Origin of the sequence: Paenibacillus sp. GCM10027627, from assembly GCF_042675505.1 — a bacterium.
Lineage (GTDB): Bacteria > Bacillota > Bacilli > Paenibacillales > Paenibacillaceae > Pristimantibacillus.
The window spans coordinates 434,465-457,577 of record NZ_JBHTHB010000003.1 but is presented as its reverse complement, the minus strand read 5'-3'; the positions used below and the strand labels follow the sequence as shown (position 1 = coordinate 457,577).

Genomic DNA, 23,113 nt, shown 5'->3' with positions numbered 1-23,113 from the left:
CGGTTTACCCGACACACGGGTAACTTCATACTACCGTCATCGGGTTCCTGCATGCTAGTTTACAGCGAGAGAAAGAAGGGGTTCGATGATCAGTCGTTTTTTTGGTGATGTCCGGCAATTCCATCCCATTGTAAATGTGCTGCTGGCCGGCACTGTTTTTGCCCGTATTGCAAGTTCCATGAGCTTGCCGTTTCTCGCCATCTATTTGCTAGTCGCTACTGATATGAGCGCTACGATGATAGGCGTTACGGTTGGAATCGGGTCGCTGGCCGGCATGCTGGGGGGTTTTTTCGGAGGGCATTTGTCGGATCGATTCGGACGCCGGGTCGTTATGCTGACCGCCATCTATATGTGGGGATTTGTGTTTCTTGGCTTTGCTTTTACCGGCATTCCGATTTTGTTCGCTTTGCTTAATGCGGTGAACGGCTTATGCCGCTCCTTCTACGAGCCGGTATCTCAGGCGCTTATGGCGGATTTGACGGAGAAGGAGAAGCGGTATTCCGTTTATTCGCTCAGGTATATGGCGATCAATGTCGGTGTTTCCGTCGGTCCGTTGCTCGGCACTTTGTTTGCCAACATGAACGGACGCCTGCCGTGGATCATTACCGGCTGCATCTACTTATGTTATGGCGTAATCCTTCATCTGCTTCTGAAAAAATTCGGCATACACAAAATCGAAGGAGAGAAAAAAGAGCCGGTGACGATGCGGCAATCATGGAACGTCATCCGCAAGGACAGCGCATTTCGTTACTTTATTATTGGCGGGATCGTTAGCGCAATCGGTTATTCGCAGATGACATCTACCCTTTCTCAGTACATTGGCAGCGAGTTTGGCAATGGAGTCACCCTATTCGCTTGGATGATGAGCGCCAATGCGATTGTTGTTATCGTATTCCAAATTCCGTTTTCCAAATGGGCGGAGAGCCGCTCGCCAATGACTGCGATTATACTCGGAAGTGTGTTTTACGCGATAGGGAACGTTGGCTTTGCCTTTAGCGGAAACTGGTGGATGCTGCTGGTGTCCATGCTTGTTTTTACTTGGGGAGAAATTTTGACCTTCCCGGCCGGCTCGCTCATCGTCGATCGTTTGGCTCCGGATAAGATGAGAGGGACCTATTTTGGAGCGCAGACGTTTACGAATATGGGCCATTTTCTTGGTCCGTGGCTTGGCGGCATGCTGCTCCAACATTATGGCGGACAAGCCTTATTCGTTATCGTGGCAGCCATTACGCTGGGCTCGATCTGGTTTTACAGGTTGGGAGAGCGGCGTACCGCTCCGGTTCACTCGGCAGTGGGTGCAAAAGTTTAGTTTTATCGCTTTTTGATAGGGTGAACTATATTTCGAGATGATAGACATCTTAGCGGATATCGTTAAGATGTCTTTTTATTTGCGCTAAAGTCTCTCATTTATGAGAGGTGCCTGAATTCTTCAAGGGAGGATGGAACGTTCACCTTAAACCATTTTGTACCTGCATGGCGCCTATTACCCGCGTTATGATTAGAGAAAAGGAAGCAGGGGGATGCGGGATGGGCCACATCAAGGAGTGGGTAGCCGAAGTGGTGGTGAAAGCGGAAAGTTTGGGTATGGGGAAAGTGTCTCCGGTCGTACTTAGTCAAGGCGGCCATTTAATCGTCCATTTATTTCCTCATCCGGTTGTGGCACGTCTAGCAATTGGAGGGTCGGAGGAGAATGACGCGGAGATGTACCGGCTCGCTTCCCGCGAGCTGGAAGCAGCGAACTATTTACATGCAAAGGGAGTGCCGGTGCTGCTGCCTGCCAATCGGGAGTATGCAGTGCCCCATGAGGTGGGTGGCAGCTGGATGACGTTATGGACGTTTGTTCCTGTAGCGCCACTCTCCCCGCTTACTCCACAGGAAGCTGTGAATCTCGTCGATGCTTTGTCCACGGCGTTAAAGGGATTTCCCGGACAATTGCCGGAGCTGGGCATATGGGAGAAAACCGAAAGGTCGGCGAGCAGGTTGAGAGAGCAGAGCGATTTCCGTATTCGTCATTTACTGGATCGATTCGACAGAGTGAATGACAGGATGAGAGGGGGCGGGACGGAGCTTACTCCTTGTCATGGGGACGCTCATGCCCGCAATTTGCTGGCTGGTCCCGAAGGCTGGCTGTGGCTGGATTTTGAAGATGTTTGCAAAATGCCGGCCTATTGGGATCGAGCCTCTTTTGTCGCTAATTTAGCCTTGTTCGAGGGCCCCGGGCAGCCTGTTTTTCGTTATGCAAAAAATAAGGCACAGGCGGAAGGGAGAGCCGAAGCCTTTTCTTTTGCGATAGCCGCCCGTCTGCTGATGTCTACGCTCGGCAACCTGGATTACGCTTTAAGAGGTTACGGCGATTTGGATTATGCTGACAAGCAGCTCCGGCTCGCCAGTGATTTTATAGACCGTCTTCCCGTTTAGAAGACGAAACAAGACCCTCCGCTAAGGAAGCGGGGGGTCTCATTGTTTATGAGGTGGTCGCGGCCGATTGATGTCCTTCGATGTTGTTAATGCCGATAATGATCGCCACTAATTCAAAGCTGCCGAGTACATTGGAATGGTTTTGAAGGCGGAAGGCGCCGGCTTGGAGCCAGCCGTTCACCTTTTGGAAAGTGGCGGCTTCTCTTTCGCCGATGTCCTCGATCTTATAACTTTGCGAGAAGGCTGGCGATTCAATGGTGAACAATCCTCGGGTGCCCGCATCGTATTCAAACCGTTTGCTGAATAAGGAAAAGCGGGCACGCAGCAAGCCCAGCTCCTCTCCTTCCGGACCGAGCACCTCCCATTTGCCGCTAAGAAAGCGGAATTTTCCCGAGCATTGAAGAGTCGAATTGTTGCAATACACGGAAATAGAGGATGTCATTCTGCTGTCCAAATCTAGAATGCCTACTGTTTCTCCGCTTTCATTTAATATGTCCGTCTGCCCCTGATAGAAGATTCGATCTTTAAAATAGAGTTCCAAATCAATTCACCCCAAATGATCTATCTTTTATGACTACTACGCTTCCAGAAGAACCGATGTTGCAGGGGAAAACAAAATTTCACATTTGGGCGGGCACTGGAGAATGATGTCGAAAAGGATTATTGGGCAAATCCCATCAACGTTTTTACGTGATGCGCATTTTCGGGTGTGGTGAGCTTCTCAAGCAAAGTGAAAGCTACGTCAAAGCCGGTCGACGGGTTGTACGAGGTAATGATGTTGCGGTCGACGACAATCGGCTTATCGGGAATAACATGCGCTCCCATTTCGGCAAGTGTCTGCTGCCTTACTCGGCCGTTCAGGTTGTAGGTTGTCGCGTATCTTCCTGCAAGCACGCCGCTTTTGCCAATCGGCAGCGCCCCAACGCACACGGAAGCGATCCATTTCCCTTGTCTATCGAATTCTTTTATAAATGCTAAAACATCCTCATGATAAGCATCCTCGTAAAACCCGGCCGATTCAAAACCTCCCGGCAATGCCAATGCGTCGAATTCGTTGACGGTCACTTCGGACAGCTGCTTCTCCGGCAAAACCGTAAAATTCCATGTGCATTTCACTTGGCTGCGAATGCCTACTGTAATCAGCTCCGTCGTCCCGTCGCCCTCCTCTTGATTCCAACCCATTACATCGGTAAAAACGCTCGCTTCCACCGCTTCAAATCCATGAGGCAGCAGCAGGCAAATTTTTTTCATCGCGTCTCTCTCCTTTTTTTGTTTTGCATTATTGAACATGATAGGATAGAAACATCGATTAGTAAAATTGAAACATCTGAAATATAGATTCAGTATTTCTGATATCAAAGAGGGGAAAAACGATGGACATTCGCCATTTTCAAACGTTCAAAATGACGGCCGACTTGGGCAGCTTTACGAAAGCGGCTCAAGCGCTGCAATATTCACAGGCGACGATTACTTCCCATATTCAGCAATTGGAAGAAGGGATCGGCTATCCGCTGTTTGACCGCTTGGGCAAACGAATTGTGTTAACGGCTGGAGGGATAGAGCTGTATCCTTATGCGGCAGAGCTACTGAATACCTATGCGAAAATCAAGCAAATTTCCGAGGATGGAGGTGCGATTCGCGGGGAGCTTCGTGTCGGCGCTTCGGAGACCATGACCGTGTACAAGCTGGGGCCTATTTTATCACAGTACAAAAAAAGATACCCCGACGTCACGCTGTCGCTTCTTAACGACAACTGTATTCCGCTCAGGGAGAGGCTGCATAGCGGGGATTTGGATATTTCGATTACGATGGAGCCGCTTGTGAGCGATGCCCGGCTTTCGGTGCATGTGCTTTTCGAGGAACCCGTCTTTTTTGTCGGGGGAACTCATCTGGAAGGCAAACGGGTGGATGAACTGCGGGGGGAATGCCTGATTTTCAGCGAAAAAAACTGCTCGCTTCGCCGTTCCTTCCAAAGCTATTTGAACGAGATAGGGATGAACGATAGCAACTATATGGAATTTACAAGCATGGAAGCGATGAAACAATGCGTCGTTAGCGGACTGGGTATCAGCTTGATGCCGAGATTGAGCGTAGCGGGTCTGCTTCGAGAGGGGAAGATGACCGTTCTGGATGCTCCCGGAACGCCGCTTTCGTTTTATGCGCAAATCTGCTCTCACAGGAACAAATGGCAATCGAAAGCCCACAAAGCTTTTTTTGATCTGCTGCTGGAAGAGAGTGGGGACTCCCTCGTTTAACTGCTGCTATCGCCGTTATCGAATTTGGTCGGTGACGATGCCGTCCTTTACTCGGTACAACAGCAGCTGCTGACCGCGCCTCATTTGAAAAATGCCGTTGTCAAAATCGGTATTCGTTCGTTTGTAGAAGAGGCCCTCCAGTTGAATATCCGATTGTTTCTGAAAAGAGAGTACAAGCCGATTTTCCTTCTGAACCAGCCAAGCGGGCACACCCGTTTCAAATTCCGGCGACTGATCAAACGGTTCTTTTCGAATGGGCACAACATGAATTTCAACTGAGCTTAGCTGATGCAAAATGGCTTGAAGGAACGACCCCTTCGTCAGTTCCTCCCAGCGGCTTCGGGCGGACTCGCCGACAACGATTTGTGTCGCCCGCTTCTCGATGGCGATCCCAATGACCGCATGAGCGGCACGGGAGGCGGGGCCTCTTGCGATGAGAAATTCGGCGCCGTTGTCTTCGGCCAGCGATCGCCATAGAACATGGTCGAGCTGGCGGTAATCGTCGATTTGCCCGGCTCCTTCCGGCTCGACGGTGACAACCGTCAGCGGCGCGTTCCATACGGAGGCGAGCTTCGCCCCGCGCTGGATGAGCCGCGTTGCATTTGGTCCGTAGCTGACACAGACGAGTATGTGCTCCGTTGAATTAGGTTGCTCCACAGATAGACCCCCCTCGATGTTTAAGCAGCTCAAGTCATGACCTCATCTTACAAAGCCAAAAAGCGGTTTGTAAATAAACGGATTATCCTCAAAATTGCCTGTTACAACGGTTGAGAAGCGTTTAAACGCGATCTTGGCTGGGGAAGGCCATATTTTCTTCGAATTCCATATCGCAATGGTACCAATCAACGTGCAAATAGGAGCGTGGTGAAGCTTTTTCCAGAAAACCAATCATTGCTTCTGCAAAGTATGGTTTTACCGCTTCCGACGGCCGCTATTCGCCTTTAAATCAGGTTTACGGTTTATCTCCATAGCGTATATGATGTGGCAAATAATTATGACGCAAGCGCTTGGATAAAGCGCCGTGATCAGGAGGGGCCTAACCGTTGAATCAACCTAAACATGTCGTTCTGTCCGCTCCGGACGAGGCGGGAAGAACCTTTATGGAAGGTCTTTTGCAGGCGGGAATTCCCGTGCTTGGACTGGCTCATACGCTAGAGCAAATGGTTTATATGCAAGAGCAAGGAGTAGAGCAAATCGCGATGGTACGTCAACATGACGGCGAAGGCGATCTGGCGCCTGCCGTTCCGGTAGGACGTATATATTTGTTTGAAAAGTCGCTACCGATTTTATGCCAATACCTGCTCATTTGCCGCTCTTGGACCGCACAATCCGTGTTTGTCATTCAATCGGTTGAGCGCGACAAATCCGTGCCGGTACCGACGATATACCGCCAGCTTGGCGCCAATCATGTGATGTTTACATCGGGAGCGAGACATTCCTTTTTGCTAAGGGCAGAGTTGGAACAGCAGGAGAGGGAGGACGGCCTCGCATACAGTTCACTATAATTAAACTTTCCGTATCGGGCCTGTGAAGCGGTATGTTAAATTAATCCTATATGTAAACGTTTGGCTTAGGAGTTGGATATAGGAGTGAACGAGATGGTCGTTTCTTTAAAGGACTGGATATCGGAAGCGGATATAAGCAGCCTGCAATCGGCTATGGAAGACGGGTTATTTAGCTCGGAGCAGCTGGTGGAGGCTTATTTGGAGCGGATTGGGCTGATCAATCCGATCATTAACGCGGTATTGGAGATGAACCCGGACGCTCTGGCGGTTGCTCGGGAACTAGATGTGGAACGGAAGGAAACAGGAAGCCGTGGGCCTCTTCATGGCATCCCGATTCTTTTGAAAGACAATATCGATACGGGCGATTCTATGCATACAAGCGCCGGTTCGCTGGCGCTGGAACATTCTATTGCGGCACAAGATTCCTTTGTCGCGGCGAAGCTGCGGGAAGCGGGAGCTGTGCTGCTGGGGAAAACCAATATGACGGAATGGTCCAATTTTATGTCGAACCGGATGCCTTCCGGCTTCAGCTCGCGCGGGGGGCAGGTGCTTAATCCGTACGGGCCGGGGGAAGTGTTCGTGAGCGGTTCCAGCTCCGGTTCAGCTGCCGCTGCCGCCACCAGTTTGTGTGCGGCCGCAATTGGGACGGAAACGGCGGGGTCCATCGTTGGGCCTGCGAACCAGCATGCCCTTGTCGGCATTAAACCCACTGTCGGATTGGTGAGCCGCAGCGGTGTCATTCCCATTTCGTACAGTCAGGATACGCCGGGGCCGCTAGCGAGAACCGTAACGGATGCGGCTATTGTGCTCGGAGCATTGACGGGCGTCGATCCGGACGATGAAGTTACGGCTGCCAGTGAAAATAAAGCTTATCGCGATTATACGCCGTTTTTGGATGCCGACTATTTACAGCATGCCCGAATTGGCATTCCGCGCGATTTTTACGGTCATTTGGATGAAGAAAGGCTTGCCGTAATGGAGGGAGCGATCGCGGCTCTTCGTAACGAAGGCGTCACGATTGTGGATTCCATTCCAATGCCCTTGGACGAAAACAACTGGAATCAAGCCGCTATTTGCCACGAATTCAAACAGGGGTTGAACCGTTACTTATGTAAGCTGGGCCCGAGCGCATCCGTACACTCATTAGACGAGTTGATTGACTATAACGAAAAGCATAAGGAGCGGGCTTTGAAATATGGCCAAAACTTTTTTGTTCAATCCGAAGCTGACGGAATGACGGAAGAGGAATATACCTCTTTGCAGCACACGTATCGGGAAAAGGGGCGCAGGGAAGGAATCGACTTTCTGCTGGAGCATTACAGGCTGGATGCGCTTTTGCTGCCGGGAGATGTTCATGGCAATTATATGGCGGCACGAATGGGCTACCCGCTTGTCTGTGTTCCGGCTGGTTATGTGGAAATTGGAGTGCTGGATGCCGACGGAGATTCAACAAAAGGGCCAATGGGCGTTATTTTTTCAGGCGGCGCTTATAGCGAACCCATTCTTATTAAATTAGCCTACGGCTTTGAGCAGGCGACTCGTCATCGCATGCCGCCGGATTTGGACGTGATTAGAGGATGAGCTTAAGAGAACAGATTGAAACCATTGTGAACCGTTACGACGGTCAGTCCGGCTATCCCTTTACAGGAGCAGTGAGCGTACTGGATGGGACGGGAGAAGCCTTTGAAAAAGGGTATGGCTATGCCAATCGGAGCGACAAAATCGGAAATGGGCCGGACACGAGGTTTGGAATCGCCTCCGGCTGCAAAATCTTTACGGCGGTGGCCATTTGCCAGCTTGTGGAGCGAGGAGCTCTAACCTTCGATACGCTGCTGAAGGACTGTGTAGACGAGAAGTTTCCGCTGTTTGATCCATCGATTCGTATCCATCATCTGCTATGCCATACTTCGGGCGTTCCCGATTATTTTGACGAAGAAACGATGGATGATTTCAGCGCTTTATGGAAAGAGGTGCCGAATTATTCGATTCGTACCGTCCAAGATTTTCTCCCTTTATTTCAGCATAGGCCGATGACATTTGCCCCTGGAGAGAAGTTTAGTTATTGCAACTCCGGCTACATTTTGCTTGGTCTCGTTGTGGAGCAAGTATCGGGCATAAGCTTTCAGTCCTATGTGGAAAAGTATATTGTCGAGGTTTGCGGGATGAGGGATTCCGGCTATTTCCCGCTGGATCGGCTGCCGGAGAGAACAGCGCTTGGCTATATAGAGTCGGACGCTGGCTGGCGGGTCAATTGGTATGACCTTCCGATTGTAGGCGGCCCCGATGGAGGAGCTTATACAACTGTGCAGGATATGGATCTATTTTGGGAAGCTTTGTTGAATCATCGGCTGCTCTCCCGGGATATGACGGAAACGATGCTGGCCTCCAAGGCTCAAAGCGACGAATCGATACACTATGGTTATGGGGTATGGATCGTTGTGCGGGAGGGCGCCATTTTCAAATATTTTGTAATGGGCGGCGATCCCGGTGTCGCTATGCGCTCCTCCGTATATGTGAAGTCTAGGGCGAGAGCTCATGTCATAAGCAATAACGGCTCTGGCACTTGGGAAATCGCGATGGGGATTGAAAAGCAGTTAATAGGGTTAAACGATTAAACTCGCAACATAAGTAAAGTGCGGAAGCAGACAAGACACACAAGACAGACAAACAGACAGCTAAGCTGATTCAGCGAAAGAGGCAGCAGGAAGTCACCCTATACAATCAAAGAAAGCTGTCGCGGAGGAGCAATCCTTTTGCGGCAGCTTTTTTAAGTCTTTTAAGTTTCTAGTTGAACTTGATTAAGAAATAATCCCGCAAGCGATGCGGCTGCCCGAATTTCCGGAAGGATCGGTGACGTAATCGTCCGCCTTCTCGTGAATGACAATGGCAGCTCCGCCTTCTTTCAGCAGGGAGTTGGGCTTGCCGCGCTCCAGAGAGACGACGGCGCTTTCCAGCTTGGCTTGAACCGTTCCATCTTCCTTGACGACAATGTTAGGCAAGTCTCCGCTGTGAAAGCCCTTTGGATTTTTAAAACCATGCTGTTTGACAGTGGGGTTAAAATGATCACCCGCCGTTTTGAAATCGGGTGGATCGCATTTGCCGACATTGTGGAAGTGGATACCGTGTGTGCCCGGCGGTAATCCTTTTGCCTCCACGTCAAGCAGCACCTTTTTGCCTTGCTGAGTAAGGCGGGCGCTGCCGATTTCTTCCCCTTTGGCGTTGACAATCGGGACGAGAATGCCCCCAGGTTCTTTATTTTCTTCCCCCTTCGCAAAAGCAAGGATGAGAGACAGCGACAATAGAAGCAAGGCCGCAGTAATCATGTTCTTTTTCATAAAATCCTCCTGGATCGAGTTGCTCAAATATAGCCGTTTCAAACACGGCATTACCTTTAGCATGTTCATAAAATTGAAAATTATTCCAAAGGGATAGAGACAGTGCTTTGTCAGATTCGAGGAGGGAGCTTAGGCTTATGTTGAGAAGTTTTTTCTGAAGCTAGCTGTTTCATGCCTGAAGCTTCGGAGGAGATCATTGTTTTGGAAGCATTGGATAACCCGGCTGCTCAATAAATCAAATTGTTGCAAGTAGAGCAAAAAACCTCCTTCTCTGCCGTAAGCGGAGAGGGAGGTTTTTCCATGTTTTATTCCCAATAAGTAGCTTACTTAATCTCTTTCGGAGTAACAGCTACTTCAGGGAATCCATAAGTATACCCAGCAACTAAAGAGGCATAACCTGCCATCTTTTTAAATTTAAATTCAATAAGACTATCCTTATTATAAGTAGACATGACCATATAGCCATAATCTATTTTTACAGATTTACCTGCAAAAGTTTTCTCTAAAAGTGGTTTAGTGCTTCTACTTTCAGTAACTTGTTGAAATCCGTAAATAATTGCACCTTTGGGCGGACTAAACTCTTGATCTTTCGTTTCTTTGTAAGTTCTCCACTCGTCTCTAAAGTCCGAAACAATACTATTATTTGCACTGGATGACTCATCAAATTTAACCTTTACAGAATTTTTCGTTACAATAAAGGATAATTCATCAGAAGCAAAAAGACTAAGAATATTCCCGCGGAAAGCCACCTGACTAATAGACTGTCTATTATAAATCCTCTTTAAAGTAGTTATTGACTGTTCTCTTGTATATTTGCCACTATAGTCAAACTTTCCACCAGTACCTTCCATAATTTCAGCACTATGTACTAACATAACAGCAGGTTTAGCCCAAGAAGCTATTTTATCAAAGTCAGAATATCCGTACTCTTTAGTATTCTTTCTATAGGAGAAGCCTGTTTGCATGTGGATAGTATTAGCCAGCATTGTTGCAGCTTCTTGCCTAGTGATTAAATCATTTGGTTTAAATTTAGTTTCAGAAACTCCATTAATCGCTCCTAGAGCAAACGCTACTTTTACATAATCTTTATCCGTGTCTGTAAATCCCGTAACTACTTCTACCTTTTTGTTAAAGTCTTCTAAAGTCCAATATTTATAATGACTATTAATATTTTTGAAATTAGCAAACATGGATTGAACTAGAAGTTGTGCAAACTCGCCACGAGTAATAGGCTTCTGATAATCGGATTGAAGATTACTCGGTACTAATCCTGCCTTAATAGAGGCACTGACTTCAGCTTTTGCCCAGTCGGATGGTTGATTCTTAGCCGATGCCAAGACAGGAGAGGAGGCAAGTAACATAGAGATAACTGTAATACCTACGATAAACTTTTTCATCATTCAAATATATCTCCTTTAGGTTGATCTGTGGTTAATTTTACAAAATATTGACTTAGTTTATTGATTATGTTTAGTAAAATAGATCGAGGGTAGTCTAACTACCCTCAATCCGAAGGCTTAGTGCGTTCCAGAAATTTCAAGGTCATCAGCAGAAGATTTATTAGCAGAATAAACATTTATCACTGGGAATGGAATAGATGTGATAGGCCATTCTGTACCTGCTATTTTGATGGGAGTGTTTTGACTAAGTGATCCATATTGTAACGCATAGGTATCTCCAATAGACTTAATATCAGCAGCCATCAATATAACAGTGTTATTATTCCTAAAAGCATCTATATTGCCTTGAGATGGAGCTTTTCCTTTTTCAACTACAATTGCAGAAGAGGGCAAACTATACGTAATATGCCATCTCTGAGCTTGCATTTGATAGGTCTCTTCTTGTAACTTATTTCCTGGATTTTTGTCTTCTCCATATGTCCTGGTAGATCCCATAAAAGTTCTATTTCTTCCAGTCAGATATAAGATTTGAGCAGTACCAAAAGCATATTGATTACCATAAGGTTGGAGCATTGATTTAGGTTCCCCAGGGGCAGATGTGTTAGCGAAATTCATGACTTTATCCGTAATGCTTGCTTCCTGTGTGTGATAGTTTCTTCTACCGCTCTCATTATTCCAATCCAAGCTATAAACAAATTGATGAATAGTAGTAGGATCCCATCCGGGAACTGCATGTCCGTGTTTATTGATAGGCTTGTATTTACCATTAACGTCCATATAAACATCTACTTCTTTAATACTTCCATTCTTCAAGTTTAAAGCATAATAATAAGGAATAATTTGAACGCTGTTATAATAGTTTCCTATCGTTTGAAAATCAGAGAACACTTTATAACCCAGTCTCATTGGTTGTTTTCTCAAAGCGGCGATATTGTTCTTCTCTGGAGAAAGGGGTAGAGCCATAGGATTTTTATCTAGATGAGGTACAGTACCGTAAGTATTAAGATAGTTATGATCTGCTTTTACTGGTAATCCTCTAATATCTATTTTATCTCCTACGATTATATTTTGTTCTTTTGGATTTACTTTCTTTACAATGTTTGGAACAATCCACTGTGTAGGCACTAAAGGTTTCTTGAATAAATTAGAGAATCTAAAATCCCCAGTATCCTCGATTACAAAGTTACCAATTCTACCCACAACGTCAATATTGTACCCCTTTAAAGCACTATGCAAAGCACGCAAAGCGGAGTCTCTTATTTTGTTAGTCGGTTGGGCTGTAGGTTCTAAATAGCTACCATTTATCGCTATAGCTTTAAACTCGACTTTAGCACTTATTGCTTCTCTATTCCCTAAAGGTACATAAAAATCATAAGTACAGTTAAAAGCATTACAGCTTACCGGTAAATCTATCCATTCTCCCGCCGCATGCATTTGATTCTGGTAAATAACATTGAAATCAAATTTAACAGCTTTAGATTGAGTCCACTCCGTAGTATCCATATTATCTATAAAACCCTTACCTCTCGTAGCCGTTACCTGAGGAATACCCCAAGCACCATTACCATAGAAGTCTCCGTTATTAGGGAAATAGATTTGGAATCCGTAATCTAGATTGATAAAATTACCAGGGCTGTAAGAGCCTAACCCGGGAACGTTAACGGGATCTGAAGGATTATTTACTATAGGGTTAAGGATATAAGCACTCTCTGGTGGAGAAGATAATCCAGAATCGAGAACCGTTTCCTCTTCAATATACTGAGGACCAGTAGCTCCTGCCGGAGAAAATATTCTAACATAGCCATTTCCTGACTGACCAGTTTGATTTCCTCCTAGTGGGTTTGGCATTGATTGATCTCCATCTAATGTAGAGCCGTTTGCTACTCCACCGATGTAACCAGATCCACCACCGCCACCGCCGTCATCAACGTATGAATGGTCAGTACTAGCACCGCCACCACCGTAGTAACCGCCACCGCCGCCACCGCCAGAGTAACCGTCTGTTCCAGTTACACCGTTGCCTCCTTGACCTAGGGAGCCTTGACTTCCTCCAGTACCGCCAGCTGTTTGAGTTCCCCCAAATCCTTCAGTACCACAACACTGCTTTAATCCTTTTAATCCGGTTAAACCGCCGCCGGCACCACCTTTACCTGCTTGACCGCCGCCGCCGCCGCCAGCGACTATAATTCTCTTTTCAGATTGATTTGTCTTTAATAATCTTAAATATTCTATATCAACCGTACTAATGTTTGTACCGTTAGCCAAGTCAAATCTCAATTGACTTATAGTGCCAGTCCACGTGCTAATTTCCCCAATGGGTATTCTATATACCTTGTAATCTGAATCTTGAGTTGTCATGGCAAAATGCTTACTTAGTGCTTCTTGCCAACCAGTAGTAGTCGTAGAGAAAAATACTTGACCACTAGTATTTGTCGAATTATTTTTTACTTTTATTTCTATTACATCAGAAGGAGAGGCAGTATGATTGAATGAATCAGTGTAAAGCATATTATCGTAATTAGTGTTTACTGAAGTCGTATTCTTCCATTCAAAAACGATTGATTCTGTTTTATTTCCAGATAGCTTTCGAACGTCAGAAGCACCGCCACCGCCTTTAGCCTGACTTCCAGCAGATCCTCCGCCATTCCACCCGCCAGTACCGGTAGTTGTAGTTCCTCCTACGTAAACTTCTAATACCTCACCGGCTGTTAGGTTTATTGTACCGGTAGAGAATCCACCTTTACCTCCATTGTCACCGTTAGCGCTACCGCCTTGTGCCCCCCAAGCCTGTATTGTGTATGTTCCCGTTTTAGGTGCCGTAAAGGTTTGCATACTTCCAGTGTAGGCAAAGTTATTTTCCTTAGGTGCAGTACTATAGTCGGGATTAAGTACCATAGCCATGCCATAAATCGGGTCCATCGGAATAAATTCTTGTAAAGACATGTTCTGCAATGATAAATCATCAGCAAATACATGCTCGTTATTGGTTGTATCAGTACCTACTGTTTTACCTTTAACGATGTGCACTCTTAACTTAGATACGTTAGCAGGAGTGGTAATAGTTATAACTTTATTCGTTTTAGTTCCAGTATTAGATACTATAGTGCTAGCAGGAGAAGAAACTATTTTTCCCGCAGAGTCATAGATGTCTAAATAGAAATAACCCTCACAGCGATGGCAACTAATATCACCAGAAAATTTATAATTTGTATTTGGTTTCACGACTACATCTTTATAATAGACTCCGATGTGGTCTTTCTGAGGTTTTGTAGATATTTCGAAAGATTTATCCCCAGACATTACCCATTGAGTACCGGATTCATGAGTGAATGATACATCTTCTGCTGGAGACGAAGTCCACGTTTTCCACCCGGCTACAGATCCATTATTATTGATAAATTCTGCAGAACCATTAGAGAGTATATTTTGTCTATAGTTAGGATTTAATATTTTTTCATACTCAGTAGTAGGCTGTTGTAGATTGCCGCCAACCGCTTTTGATGCATTGGTTCTTTGATCTCTTGATGAATTTAAAGGTATTACGATAGATTTTTCTGTAGAGACCGGATTATGAAGGACGATATCATTTACTTTAGCATGAGAATCTGAATAAGTACTCATAAACGATTCCCCAGCTGCTCCATATTCCGAATCTACTGCAGTAGAGTATGCACTAACGCCAGTACCTTTGTTTATAACGTTCTTATAGAAGACTGTAGAAGTGCCTGTTACGTATAAACCGTTAGGATTAGTTACAATAGGATTAACATCAGTAGTATTTACTAATCGTAAAGACTTATTAGGACGGGCAGGCTTATCTATACCTGCCGGCAGAGTATCAAAAATAGTAACTAAATTGCTACTTTTGTAACCAGAATATTTGATGTTTGGATTGAGGTATTTACCATTATAAGATCCAATATTTATATGGTTTGCTGCCCATTCAGCAGCTGAGTTCTTGTTGTTTGTCCATTGAGTTTCAAATGGAGTCTTAGGTATATCTACTTTTAGTTGCGGCTTTTGCCCCTTAACAGTCTTTTCAAAATACATGACTGACTGATCTCCAGAAGATGTCTGTAGAACTATAAAATCAGAAATAGCTGTTACTTCTAATGGGAGCTTTCGTTTTGTTTCGAACATCGTATGTTCTACAGAATTTTTATCTTTGGCAGTAGAATTATTCATGTGATAGTCTGGAACATCGGAATAACTTCCATTCGTATATTGATTTCCCGTAGCCCATGAAGAACCTTGACCAAAATGACCTATTAAACCATTATGACCATTTCCATCATCTTTATTGGTTCTAGGTCCCATATTCCACAATACAGTATCATGTTGATCAGGCTCCACCGAATATCTCAGTCTGCCTTCCTCACTTGCATGATTTTCTAATCGATTAGGATCAGCTATATTATAAAAAACGGTGGGATCGCCTTGTACTATTTTAGCCGTAATTTTATCTGTTCCTACAAGTCGAGTCATTCCATCGACTTTAGATTGTTCTATTTTCCACACTTTAGCTTTTGTAATTTTTGTGTAGTCATAGGTGATCGTTTGCTTCCAAGTATCCTCTATTGGAGGAAGATCATAAGTGGAAGAAGGACCGTCTATAATTTTGGCCGGTAATTTACCCGTAACCGTTATAGTATAAGTCCCATCAGATCCGTTTGTGCCGCTCGCAGGTATATAGGCTTGACCTGAACTTGTTTTAGTAGGAGCTATATAAGGCTGTCCTGGATTTGCTGTACCACCAGGCTCGTTTTTTATATCATCTTCTATTTTTGCACCCCAACTGTTAAATCTCCTAGTAACTTTATCGCTGGCAGCTGTGTGAGTTATTGTAAATCCATTTACAGCGGCGGCCCATGCATTTGCTTGAGATTTAGCTGCATTATAAGCATTATAGCTCCATCTATTGTCTATTTTAACGGTATGATCGGACCACGTTACAGAGCCTATATACGGTAGAGGTCCGGTCCAAGTAGCGGTAACTTCTCCGCCACTATGTCCGTTAACAACTAAACGGGATGAAGATGCACCATTTGGAGAAGGAACGGTATAATTTTTAGCTTGATCCCCGATTTTAAACTCACTAGGTACTCCACCTTCATAAAGTACTCTATACTTCCTAGTGGATTTAACCTCTGGAACATATTCTACCGCCACATCTACAATAAATTCCGAACCGCCAGAAGCAAAGTATAAACTTCTATTTGTAGGAGTTCCTGACATAGCTTCAAACGATTCATTAGATCCTGTCCCAGTCATAGAAGGTGTACCTTGTTTAATCTCTGACCAAAATTCTGGAGACGAAGTATACTCACCTGTTTCTGGTTCTGGCTTGTCTCTTAAAAAAGTTATTTCAGGTGATTGCTTTAATAAACTTGCACAAGTAATTTGATCTCTTACTCCATTTTCTGTCCAGCTCACAATTATGCTGGCATTGTACGCAAAGGTTACCTTATCCGGTTCTTTCATTGGATAATTCATTAAATCATCCGTATAGATGGACTTAGTTCCTTTTAAATAATCTATAAGTACTTTAGTATCCTTTATATCGATTTCTTTACTATGTGCTGGTGCTGGAGATACAACTGACCATTTAGCAGGATCCCCATTCCCACCCTCCCTATAATTTCTATAAAGCACTACTTTTAACTTGAAATCTGATCTTCCAGTTGCAGAGTTTACGAATTTTTCCCAGTTTTTTATTACTTCATCTGTTTGATCAATTTCTATAGCCATATTTATTTTCTTATTTATTTTAGGAGTATCTACTTTATGGGTTTTAGGGGCAGCTAAATTATCCATTGTAAGAGATACTTTTTGGGAACACTCGCATTTTCCCTTATCTATAATAGTATCTATTTTATTTTGTGGGCCTCCTGTAATCATAAATCCATAGAATTTCCCAGCATCGTCAAACTTTAAGGCTTCCATAATACCGGAATCAACACTGCCTCTACCAGACCAAACACCTTTATTAGAAGCGGTACTGAAAGTATATCCTGTTACACCATTGTAACCATACGAATAAGCATTATTTTCATCATATCTCTTGGTAGTTCTGGACCTGCTCGGCAACTCGGCTATAGATCTATCCGCAGAGAGTTTGATAAGATCCTTTGTATTACTCTTAATAGATCCCGAATCAAAGGTAGGTTCCCTTAAATCGTTTTTTGGAGTTGCTCCATGTGCCCATAGAACAAAGTCTATGCTAGGGATAAACAAAAAATTAAATTTTTCCTTCGGTGTGTAAAATCTAGATACTGTATCTATAGCTAATAGTAGAGGATTAGTATCGAGATTAATATCACTTATATACCTGTCTATCTCGCCCGCTATATAGTCAGCTTCTTCTTTAGGTGCTAACACGTATAAAGAAATTAATAAATCCAAATAGCTCAAACGTGCTTCATACTTTTGTCGAGGATTACCGCTAGCTTGAGAGTCTTTCGTATATTCTCGTATTCTTTCTTCTATAAGATAATGATCTTTTAGAATGTAATTCCAAGTAGAGGATGCGAATTTAGCACATGAGTTCGTACAACTAGGAGACCAGTTGATAATATTTTTCCATACTTTATTTCCTAACTTTTTAAGATTACTTGCCTGACCATCATAAGGAGCTATTTTAATAAGCTCATTATAAAAATTAGGTTCTCTTCTAATATGATCGCTATCAATTTTCCTTATTTTTCCTGCCATGTAGTTGGCATCTTTTTCAGCGTAGTTCATTTCTCCAGAACTAGCTGAATACCAAGCTAATCCAGCATCAGATCTATAATTGGCTGCTGGAGCAAATATGACGGAATTGCTCATTTTAGGGAAGTGATTACTGTAATGCTCACGCAACTTAGCTTCGACAGCACGATTATCCATGCCTACTTCAAATTTATCTTTTTCAGATAGTGTTTCAGAAACTAATCCTACTCGGTAAGCAGCAGTTAGGTTAACACCCCCGCCTTTACCTGTCGTACCTCCAGATGGTATAGAACCTGAGCCGCCTACTACAGCAGCTTCTACCACATTAGTAATAGGTCGTTGAGGAAATAGTGAGAGAAGTATAACTATTACTAAGAATACAGATAAATACTTCTGAACTTTTTTCTTCTTGAGCATCTCCGTATCGTCTCCTTCGCTATCTATTAAATAGGGATGAACCTGTTGAGGGGGGCAACATCCCACTATGACCAAAATCGACAAATTATGCCATATAAATATAATTCCATAGAATCGATATAAAATCAATTATTTTTGCTATTTTTGGAACCCATACAACGCGGGCGATTTTCATTTTTGATCGTCAGGAAGGAATACCTAAATTTTAAGTAATGGAGGTAGTGAGGATTATATATTTACATAAAATGATAGGTTATTCGATCTATTAATTAATATTAAAATGAAATTCAATCGGGCCGAGTAGCTGTTGCCAGTGACTAATGGCTTGCCTTTAAGAAGGGGCAGGGGGGTTAATTTTAAGGAGAGGTTTAAACTAATAATTAATTATTACTTTTAATATTTAATATACTTTACATTATTATTTAAATAAAATTATTATTATAGATTACTCTTGAATCGCATTGCTCAAAGAGAGCAAGGCACTGTCACATTCTGAGCAATTTCTCATTTATCGGTCTGTTTCATGAAGGTAAGAGGGGGTTAAGAAGGGATAGGAGACGATCCTGCCAAGCCTTTTAAAAACCAAAATGTTCAGGAGGAACAATCGATGATGAAGCTAATGAAGAATAGACAAAAAACGACTAAGGTATTGTTGACGGCCACCTTATGTGCGGCTATGATATTCAGCGCGGCAGCTTGCAACAATGGAACGAACGGTGCCACCAATGGCAACAATTCGCCTGCCGTAACGTCGGAGCCTTCAGCACCGGCTGAGGATGCGATGGTGCCTGAGACAACCGAGGAGAGCCTCGTTCCAGAAACGTCGGATGACGCGGTTGCACAATAAAAAGGTGGTTGCACATAGATAAAAAAACCTCCCTCTCCGCGGCAAGCGGGGAGGGAGGTTTTGACGTTGTTAATTTCATTTCGCAACGATGGCTTGCTCTCTCGTGTAGTGATCGTAGAGTCTAAATCCCTTATACCTTCCTTTGAAACAATACTAAGTTGTTAATGATATGAACAGCGTCCCTCGCTCAGCACACACTAGCCTGCACCAATCCACATCAACCTGCACTAACCACCAACCCGCACAAAAAAAGAAGCTTCCCCGGCACTGCCGGAAAAAGCTCCTCCTGTTGCCGTCCCCTTTTTAGAAAATAGGGAACACATATCGTACTAGGAAATATAAAGCACCGAAAAAGATGACGAGATATGCGGTGTATTTGATTAGAGTAGATAGCACTTGGCTGGAGTCCGATTTTTTCTGCACATGGCGTTCTTCAATTTCAATATTGCGGTTAGGGGAATTGCTGTTCATTGTATTCCTCTCCTTCCAATTGTAGGTATCCTCTATTACCCTTGCGGTTCCGCTTTGAATCTCTTTAATCTGTACCTTATTTGCTGCAATAGACGCTCTTATAGAAGCTCTTAATAAAAGAAAGCTCTTTATGAAGAAGGCATCTTCTTTTGTCCTGCCTGTTTCATCCAGAAGCAAGACGGTTAAGTAGTAGCAAGACGGCGAGGCCGTTGGACAGGAGAAAGGTGGTGAGTCCTATGCTAGGATGGGCGTTTATGTTCTTCCTGCTCGCTATCGTGGCGGGAGTATTCGGATTCATGGGCATTGCTTCTGCTATGGCGGGAATAGCCAAAGTGTTGTTCGTTATTTTTATCATCTTGTTTTTGGCTTCTCTCATATTGGGAAGGAAAAAAGTGTGATCCGAGTCATTTAGGCAGATGAATGTTGGTTTGAGGATCTAACGAACCAAAATAACGGGAGGGAATATTTATGACAAACATCAATACGGAAGTGACCAAAGTGCATACGGTAAGAACGGCAGAGGAAGTGCAGCGCCAGTTCAGGCAGTTTAGAGACGAAGGGTATTTAGAGGATCGAATTTTCGTATTAACCCATGATAAAACAAGGACGAAGCGGCTCGCCGAGCGAACCGATGCGGAAGAAATCGGCGTGTTTGAGCAAGGGCTCGGCACCACGATTGCGAACTTGTTCCGTTCAACCGGCGACGAGCTGAGGGCGAAGATGAGGTCGCTAGGCATTTCAAAAACCGAGGCGGAGCGCCTTGAGGAAGAGATGGATCGCGACGCCATCGTTGTTATTGCTTGGGGAGGACGCGAATACGGGGACGAGGATTTTGATAGAGATATCTACTATCACCCATACATGTATTATCATACGAATAATCAGCCTCCGTACAAATAAGGTTGAAATAGCCTGCCCGCAAGGGTAGGCTATTGCTATAGACTCTAGCAACAAGTCATAGGAGGGCCATTCGGTGAGTATTATAATCGTAGACGATAATGTGACGAACCAGATGATTATAAAGACGATACTGAGCAAGGAAGGATATGCCGACTTGCGGATCGCCTCATCGGCCCGCGAGCTTTACGATATATTGCATCTCGACTCCGAATGCCGCGGGGAAGAGCCGGTTGATTTAATTTTGTTGGATATGATGATGCCGGGCATCGACGGTTTGGAAGCGTGCAGGCGCATTTTGGCGGAAAACAGATACCGCGATGTTCCTATTATTTTTGTAACGGCGGTAGGGGATTCTATGAAGCTTGCGGAAGCGCTCGATGCCGGCGCCACCGATTATGTCATGAAGCCCATTAACAAGCTGGAATTGCTGGCTCGTATTCGATCCGCTCTCAGGCTCAAATATGAGAAGGACTGGCACAAAGAGAGAGACAAGCGGATTCGGTACGAGCTGGAGTTGGCCAAGCAAGTTCAGCGAAGCGTGCTTAGCCAGCCGATCGAAAACGAACGTATTTCCATTGAGGCGGAATACCGTCCGTCCTTCGAGCTGGCAGGCGACTATTATGCATGGTTTCGCATCGACCGCAACCGTTATGGCGTTATTTTGCTCGATATGATGGGCCATGGCATTTCTTCTTCGCTTGTCTGCATGTTCATCTCTTCTGTTCTAAAAGACATGATTATGCGAATTACCGATCCGGAGGAAGTCATTCGGGAGCTAAACCGGTATATGGGCCAGCTGTACCGTCCGAATGAGCTTATTAATTATTATTTTACGGCTATTTTTGTGTTGATTGATACGGAGAGCCGGACGATTGAGTATGTCAATGCAGGCCATCCGCCGGGCATTGTCATCTCCAAGCAGCATACGGCGGAGCTGGTGCGCAGCGGACCGGCCATCGGCCTGTTTAACCAGATTAAAGTGAGCAAAGGCATTCTCCCATATGAACCCGGCACATCGATTGCCCTATATACCGACGGATTGCTTGATTCCATGGCAAACGGAGATGACGAGGAGAAGCATGGGCGGATTGCGGATGCCGTCAGAGGAACGCAAGGCACATCGTCCGCTACGGACATTGTGAACCGATTGCTGGCGCCGGAAGAACAATTTCAGCAGCGAGACGATATCTGTCTCGTTCGGATTGCCTTGAAGTAAAAAAAGAACATTTTCTAAGCAAAAGAAATGTTTCAAAAGATACAGAATGGTTTATACATGATCATAGGAACCTTGATAGCTTACACTAGGCAGGAGGGTGTTCGTATGAAGCTTATTCTCATCATCGCAATGCTGCTGAGCGGCGCGCTTAATCTCCATATGGCAGACGGGAGGCAGACGCCCGGGTTAACCGAGCTGCCGAATGCGGACAAGCAGAGGGCGGTCGTCGAAAGAGCCGTGCTACAGCAGGAGGAAGCCATCGTGCAGCCGGGATGGGAGCGGGAGGCCGCTGTTCTGGAGCCGGAAGTCGTCATAGTTGAGCATGAAACCGCAGCAGTTCCCGATGAAGCCGGGCTTCAACAAGTAGAGGCTCCAGGCGAGCCGGAGCATAAGGCGGAGACTGCTGGAGCTAGCGAGGTTGCGCCGTTAACGCTGGATAGTGTCGAAGGCATCACCTTGTACGATACGCCTGAGAGCGTCATAGAGCGTTTCGGCAAGCCGGATTCCATTGAACAAGACCCCATTTGGACGGAGATGAGCATCTATCGCTACTCTTCTTTCCAAATCAGCTTTTTGGAAGAGCAACTGCAATATGTCGATATTCCGCTAGCCAAAAGGCTGATTATTGACGGCGTGTCCCTGCCGATGACGGAAAAGGCGCTGAAAGAGCGGCTTGGGGAGCCAGACTTTATAGCAGACGACGGCATTGTGTTTCAGCGAGGAGAAGCGGTGCTCAAGCTGTTTTTGGATGAGGCGGGCAACCCTGTTTATGTTAGTTATTTTCATATGGCAACGGCTTAATAGAGGAAGTAGAAATCTTGTTTTATTCAAAATCTATTGATAGGATGGATAGAAATGATGGGGAGCGGAGTGACTGTGATGAGGAAGATTGAACCTTTTGGCATAGAACATTTGGAAAAGGACGACGAGCATACGTTGAAGCTGAGCGGCGAGCTCGATCTTTCGGTCGTGCCGCAGCTGCAAAGCGCGCTGGAGCCTGTACTCAGACGCGCCGATCTTGCGCTAGTGCTTGATCTGGCCGGTCTTTCTTACATTGACAGCACGGGGATCGGCATTATTGTATCGATTATCAAAACGAGAGACAGCTTAAACGCCCCCTTCTATGTGCGTCATATTCCGGCGTCCGTTCGTCGGTTGTTCGACCTGACAGGCCTGTCCGGCTATTTGAATGAAGGTGCCGGGTCCGAGGCATGAAGACGATCCATTTACAAATTCCCGCAGATGCGGATTATATCGATGTAGTAAGAATCTGTTTGCTTGGCGTGGCGACCAAGCTTGGCTTTTCGTTTGAGGAAATCGAAGATTTGAAAGTAGCGGCTTCGGAAGCTTGCAGCAACGCCGTTCTTCATAGAATGGAGAGCGGGGCGGACGTGATCGATATTGCTTTCGAGCCGTCCGAATCGGCGCTGACCGTTAGCGTCGTTAATTATGGGGCGTCTTTCGACCATGAAGCGGCCAGAGACTCCGCGGCTGCTATCGAGGGCGGGGATCGGTCGGAGCTGCGCGTCGGCGGCCTCGGCCTCTATTTAATGGAGGCGCTAATGGACAAAGTGGAAATGAGTTCCGGCGAAGGGAAGACAGAAGTACGCCTGACTAAATACCGCAGCTAGCGGCATTTCC

Annotated in this window: 20 protein-coding genes; 13 read left to right on the top strand and 7 right to left on the bottom strand. The window is 45.2% G+C overall.

Annotation, left to right across the window (positions count from 1 at the left end):
• Window positions 1-85: 85 nt before the first annotated feature.
• Both ACFQZE_RS13930 and ACFQZE_RS13925 read left to right on the top strand, forming a co-directional pair.
• Complete coding sequence (locus ACFQZE_RS13930) at window positions 86-1,309, top strand: MDR family MFS transporter (protein ID WP_379357895.1); 1,224 nt, start codon at window positions 86-88, stop codon at window positions 1,307-1,309.
• Window positions 1,310-1,527: 218 nt separating this feature from the next.
• The gene (locus tag ACFQZE_RS13925) at window positions 1,528-2,418 is read left to right on the top strand and encodes a phosphotransferase (RefSeq protein ID WP_379357893.1); all 891 of its coding nucleotides are present in this window, start codon (window positions 1,528-1,530) and stop codon (window positions 2,416-2,418) included.
• 46 nt (window positions 2,419-2,464) lie between these two features.
• Here ACFQZE_RS13925 and ACFQZE_RS13920 read toward each other — a convergent pair whose 3' ends face one another.
• Together ACFQZE_RS13920 and ACFQZE_RS13915 are read right to left on the bottom strand one after the other, a co-directional pair.
• The gene (locus ACFQZE_RS13920) at window positions 2,465-2,959 is read right to left on the bottom strand and encodes an LURP-one-related/scramblase family protein (protein ID WP_379357891.1); all 495 of its coding nucleotides are present in this window, start codon (window positions 2,957-2,959) and stop codon (window positions 2,465-2,467) included.
• A gap of 119 nt (window positions 2,960-3,078) precedes the next feature.
• Window positions 3,079-3,669 carry a DJ-1/PfpI family protein gene (locus ACFQZE_RS13915; RefSeq protein WP_379357889.1) on the bottom strand — a complete coding sequence of 197 codons (591 nt, stop codon included), beginning with the start codon at window positions 3,667-3,669 and terminating at the stop codon, window positions 3,079-3,081.
• A gap of 122 nt (window positions 3,670-3,791) precedes the next feature.
• On the opposite strand from ACFQZE_RS13915, the gene ACFQZE_RS13910 reads away from it, so the two are divergent.
• Window positions 3,792-4,673, top strand: coding sequence for a LysR family transcriptional regulator (locus tag ACFQZE_RS13910; RefSeq protein WP_379357886.1), 882 nt, complete (start codon window positions 3,792-3,794; stop codon window positions 4,671-4,673).
• 15 nt (window positions 4,674-4,688) lie between these two features.
• Here the strand turns inward: ACFQZE_RS13910 and ACFQZE_RS13905 are convergent, their stop codons facing one another.
• Complete coding sequence (locus ACFQZE_RS13905; protein ID WP_379357884.1) at window positions 4,689-5,330, bottom strand: universal stress protein; 642 nt, start codon at window positions 5,328-5,330, stop codon at window positions 4,689-4,691.
• Between the two features lie 386 nt (window positions 5,331-5,716).
• On the opposite strand from ACFQZE_RS13905, the gene ACFQZE_RS13900 reads away from it, so the two are divergent.
• The 3 genes from ACFQZE_RS13900 (at window position 5,717) to ACFQZE_RS13890 (ending at window position 8,793) form a co-directional block, all read left to right on the top strand.
• Entirely contained in the window at window positions 5,717-6,178 is a 462-nt protein-coding gene (locus ACFQZE_RS13900) for a hypothetical protein (protein WP_379357882.1), read from the top strand.
• A gap of 93 nt (window positions 6,179-6,271) precedes the next feature.
• Window positions 6,272-7,759: an amidase family protein gene (locus ACFQZE_RS13895; protein ID WP_379358233.1), complete on the top strand. Its 1,488-nt coding sequence runs from the start codon at window positions 6,272-6,274 to the stop codon at window positions 7,757-7,759.
• The gene (locus tag ACFQZE_RS13890; protein ID WP_379357880.1) at window positions 7,756-8,793 is read left to right on the top strand and encodes a serine hydrolase domain-containing protein; all 1,038 of its coding nucleotides are present in this window, start codon (window positions 7,756-7,758) and stop codon (window positions 8,791-8,793) included. The genes ACFQZE_RS13895 and ACFQZE_RS13890 overlap by 4 nt, the downstream gene beginning before the upstream one ends.
• A gap of 183 nt (window positions 8,794-8,976) precedes the next feature.
• On the opposite strand, the gene ACFQZE_RS13885 is transcribed toward ACFQZE_RS13890, so the two are convergent.
• From ACFQZE_RS13885 to ACFQZE_RS13875, 3 genes are all read right to left on the bottom strand, one after another.
• Entirely contained in the window at window positions 8,977-9,513 is a 537-nt protein-coding gene (locus ACFQZE_RS13885) for a superoxide dismutase family protein (RefSeq protein WP_379357878.1), read from the bottom strand.
• Between the two features lie 323 nt (window positions 9,514-9,836).
• Complete coding sequence (locus ACFQZE_RS13880; protein ID WP_379357876.1) at window positions 9,837-10,913, bottom strand: S-layer homology domain-containing protein; 1,077 nt, start codon at window positions 10,911-10,913, stop codon at window positions 9,837-9,839.
• A gap of 117 nt (window positions 10,914-11,030) precedes the next feature.
• Window positions 11,031-18,038 (bottom strand): glycine-rich protein, encoded by a 7,008-nt coding sequence (locus tag ACFQZE_RS13875; protein WP_379357874.1) that lies wholly within the window; start codon window positions 18,036-18,038, stop codon window positions 11,031-11,033.
• A 607-nt stretch (window positions 18,039-18,645) separates the two neighbouring features.
• Here ACFQZE_RS13875 and ACFQZE_RS13870 point away from each other — a divergent pair.
• Window positions 18,646-18,885 carry a hypothetical protein gene (locus ACFQZE_RS13870; protein WP_379357872.1) on the top strand — a complete coding sequence of 80 codons (240 nt, stop codon included), beginning with the start codon at window positions 18,646-18,648 and terminating at the stop codon, window positions 18,883-18,885.
• A gap of 303 nt (window positions 18,886-19,188) precedes the next feature.
• Here ACFQZE_RS13870 and ACFQZE_RS13865 read toward each other — a convergent pair whose 3' ends face one another.
• On the bottom strand, window positions 19,189-19,356 hold the full coding sequence (locus ACFQZE_RS13865; RefSeq protein WP_379357870.1) for a hypothetical protein: 168 nt from the start codon (window positions 19,354-19,356) through the stop codon (window positions 19,189-19,191).
• A 236-nt stretch (window positions 19,357-19,592) separates the two neighbouring features.
• Here ACFQZE_RS13865 and ACFQZE_RS13860 point away from each other — a divergent pair, with 236 nt between their 5' ends.
• The 6 genes from ACFQZE_RS13860 (at window position 19,593) to ACFQZE_RS13835 (ending at window position 23,103) form a co-directional block, all read left to right on the top strand.
• Window positions 19,593-19,754, top strand: a complete 162-nt coding sequence (locus ACFQZE_RS13860) for a DUF1328 domain-containing protein (protein WP_379358231.1) — start codon at window positions 19,593-19,595, stop codon at window positions 19,752-19,754.
• Window positions 19,755-19,824: 70 nt separating this feature from the next.
• Window positions 19,825-20,256 (top strand): YflT domain-containing protein, encoded by a 432-nt coding sequence (locus ACFQZE_RS13855; protein WP_379357868.1) that lies wholly within the window; start codon window positions 19,825-19,827, stop codon window positions 20,254-20,256.
• A 73-nt stretch (window positions 20,257-20,329) separates the two neighbouring features.
• Window positions 20,330-21,472 carry a PP2C family protein-serine/threonine phosphatase gene (locus tag ACFQZE_RS13850; protein WP_379357866.1) on the top strand — a complete coding sequence of 381 codons (1,143 nt, stop codon included), beginning with the start codon at window positions 20,330-20,332 and terminating at the stop codon, window positions 21,470-21,472.
• A gap of 105 nt (window positions 21,473-21,577) precedes the next feature.
• On the top strand, window positions 21,578-22,273 hold the full coding sequence (locus ACFQZE_RS13845) for a hypothetical protein (protein ID WP_379357864.1): 696 nt from the start codon (window positions 21,578-21,580) through the stop codon (window positions 22,271-22,273).
• Window positions 22,274-22,327: 54 nt separating this feature from the next.
• Complete coding sequence (locus ACFQZE_RS13840) at window positions 22,328-22,687, top strand: STAS domain-containing protein (protein ID WP_379357862.1); 360 nt, start codon at window positions 22,328-22,330, stop codon at window positions 22,685-22,687.
• Window positions 22,684-23,103, top strand: coding sequence for an ATP-binding protein (locus tag ACFQZE_RS13835; RefSeq protein ID WP_379357859.1), 420 nt, complete (start codon window positions 22,684-22,686; stop codon window positions 23,101-23,103). Before ACFQZE_RS13840 ends, ACFQZE_RS13835 begins: the two co-directional genes overlap by 4 nt.
• Window positions 23,104-23,113 lie beyond the last annotated feature (10 nt).

Excerpts from the sequence above, each read along its gene's own strand:
- ACFQZE_RS13930 (WP_379357895.1), top strand. The coding sequence starts at position 86 with ATGATCAGTCGTTTTTTTGGTGATGTCCGGCAATTCCATCCCATTGTA.
- ACFQZE_RS13925 (WP_379357893.1), top strand. The coding sequence starts at position 1,528 with ATGGGCCACATCAAGGAGTGGGTAGCCGAAGTGGTGGTGAAAGCGGAA.
- ACFQZE_RS13915 (WP_379357889.1), bottom strand. The coding sequence starts at position 3,669 with ATGAAAAAAATTTGCCTGCTGCTGCCTCATGGATTTGAAGCGGTGGAA.
- ACFQZE_RS13910 (WP_379357886.1), top strand. The coding sequence starts at position 3,792 with ATGGACATTCGCCATTTTCAAACGTTCAAAATGACGGCCGACTTGGGC.
- ACFQZE_RS13895 (WP_379358233.1), top strand. The coding sequence starts at position 6,272 with ATGGTCGTTTCTTTAAAGGACTGGATATCGGAAGCGGATATAAGCAGC.
- ACFQZE_RS13890 (WP_379357880.1), top strand. The coding sequence starts at position 7,756 with ATGAGCTTAAGAGAACAGATTGAAACCATTGTGAACCGTTACGACGGT.
- ACFQZE_RS13885 (WP_379357878.1), bottom strand. The coding sequence starts at position 9,513 with ATGAAAAAGAACATGATTACTGCGGCCTTGCTTCTATTGTCGCTGTCT.
- ACFQZE_RS13880 (WP_379357876.1), bottom strand. The coding sequence starts at position 10,913 with ATGATGAAAAAGTTTATCGTAGGTATTACAGTTATCTCTATGTTACTT.
- ACFQZE_RS13875 (WP_379357874.1), bottom strand. The coding sequence starts at position 18,038 with ATGCTCAAGAAGAAAAAAGTTCAGAAGTATTTATCTGTATTCTTAGTA.
- ACFQZE_RS13870 (WP_379357872.1), top strand. The coding sequence starts at position 18,646 with ATGATGAAGCTAATGAAGAATAGACAAAAAACGACTAAGGTATTGTTG.
- ACFQZE_RS13865 (WP_379357870.1), bottom strand. The coding sequence starts at position 19,356 with ATGAACAGCAATTCCCCTAACCGCAATATTGAAATTGAAGAACGCCAT.
- ACFQZE_RS13860 (WP_379358231.1), top strand. The coding sequence starts at position 19,593 with ATGCTAGGATGGGCGTTTATGTTCTTCCTGCTCGCTATCGTGGCGGGA.
- ACFQZE_RS13855 (WP_379357868.1), top strand. The coding sequence starts at position 19,825 with ATGACAAACATCAATACGGAAGTGACCAAAGTGCATACGGTAAGAACG.
- ACFQZE_RS13845 (WP_379357864.1), top strand. The coding sequence starts at position 21,578 with ATGAAGCTTATTCTCATCATCGCAATGCTGCTGAGCGGCGCGCTTAAT.
- ACFQZE_RS13840 (WP_379357862.1), top strand. The coding sequence starts at position 22,328 with ATGATGGGGAGCGGAGTGACTGTGATGAGGAAGATTGAACCTTTTGGC.
- ACFQZE_RS13835 (WP_379357859.1), top strand. The coding sequence starts at position 22,684 with ATGAAGACGATCCATTTACAAATTCCCGCAGATGCGGATTATATCGAT.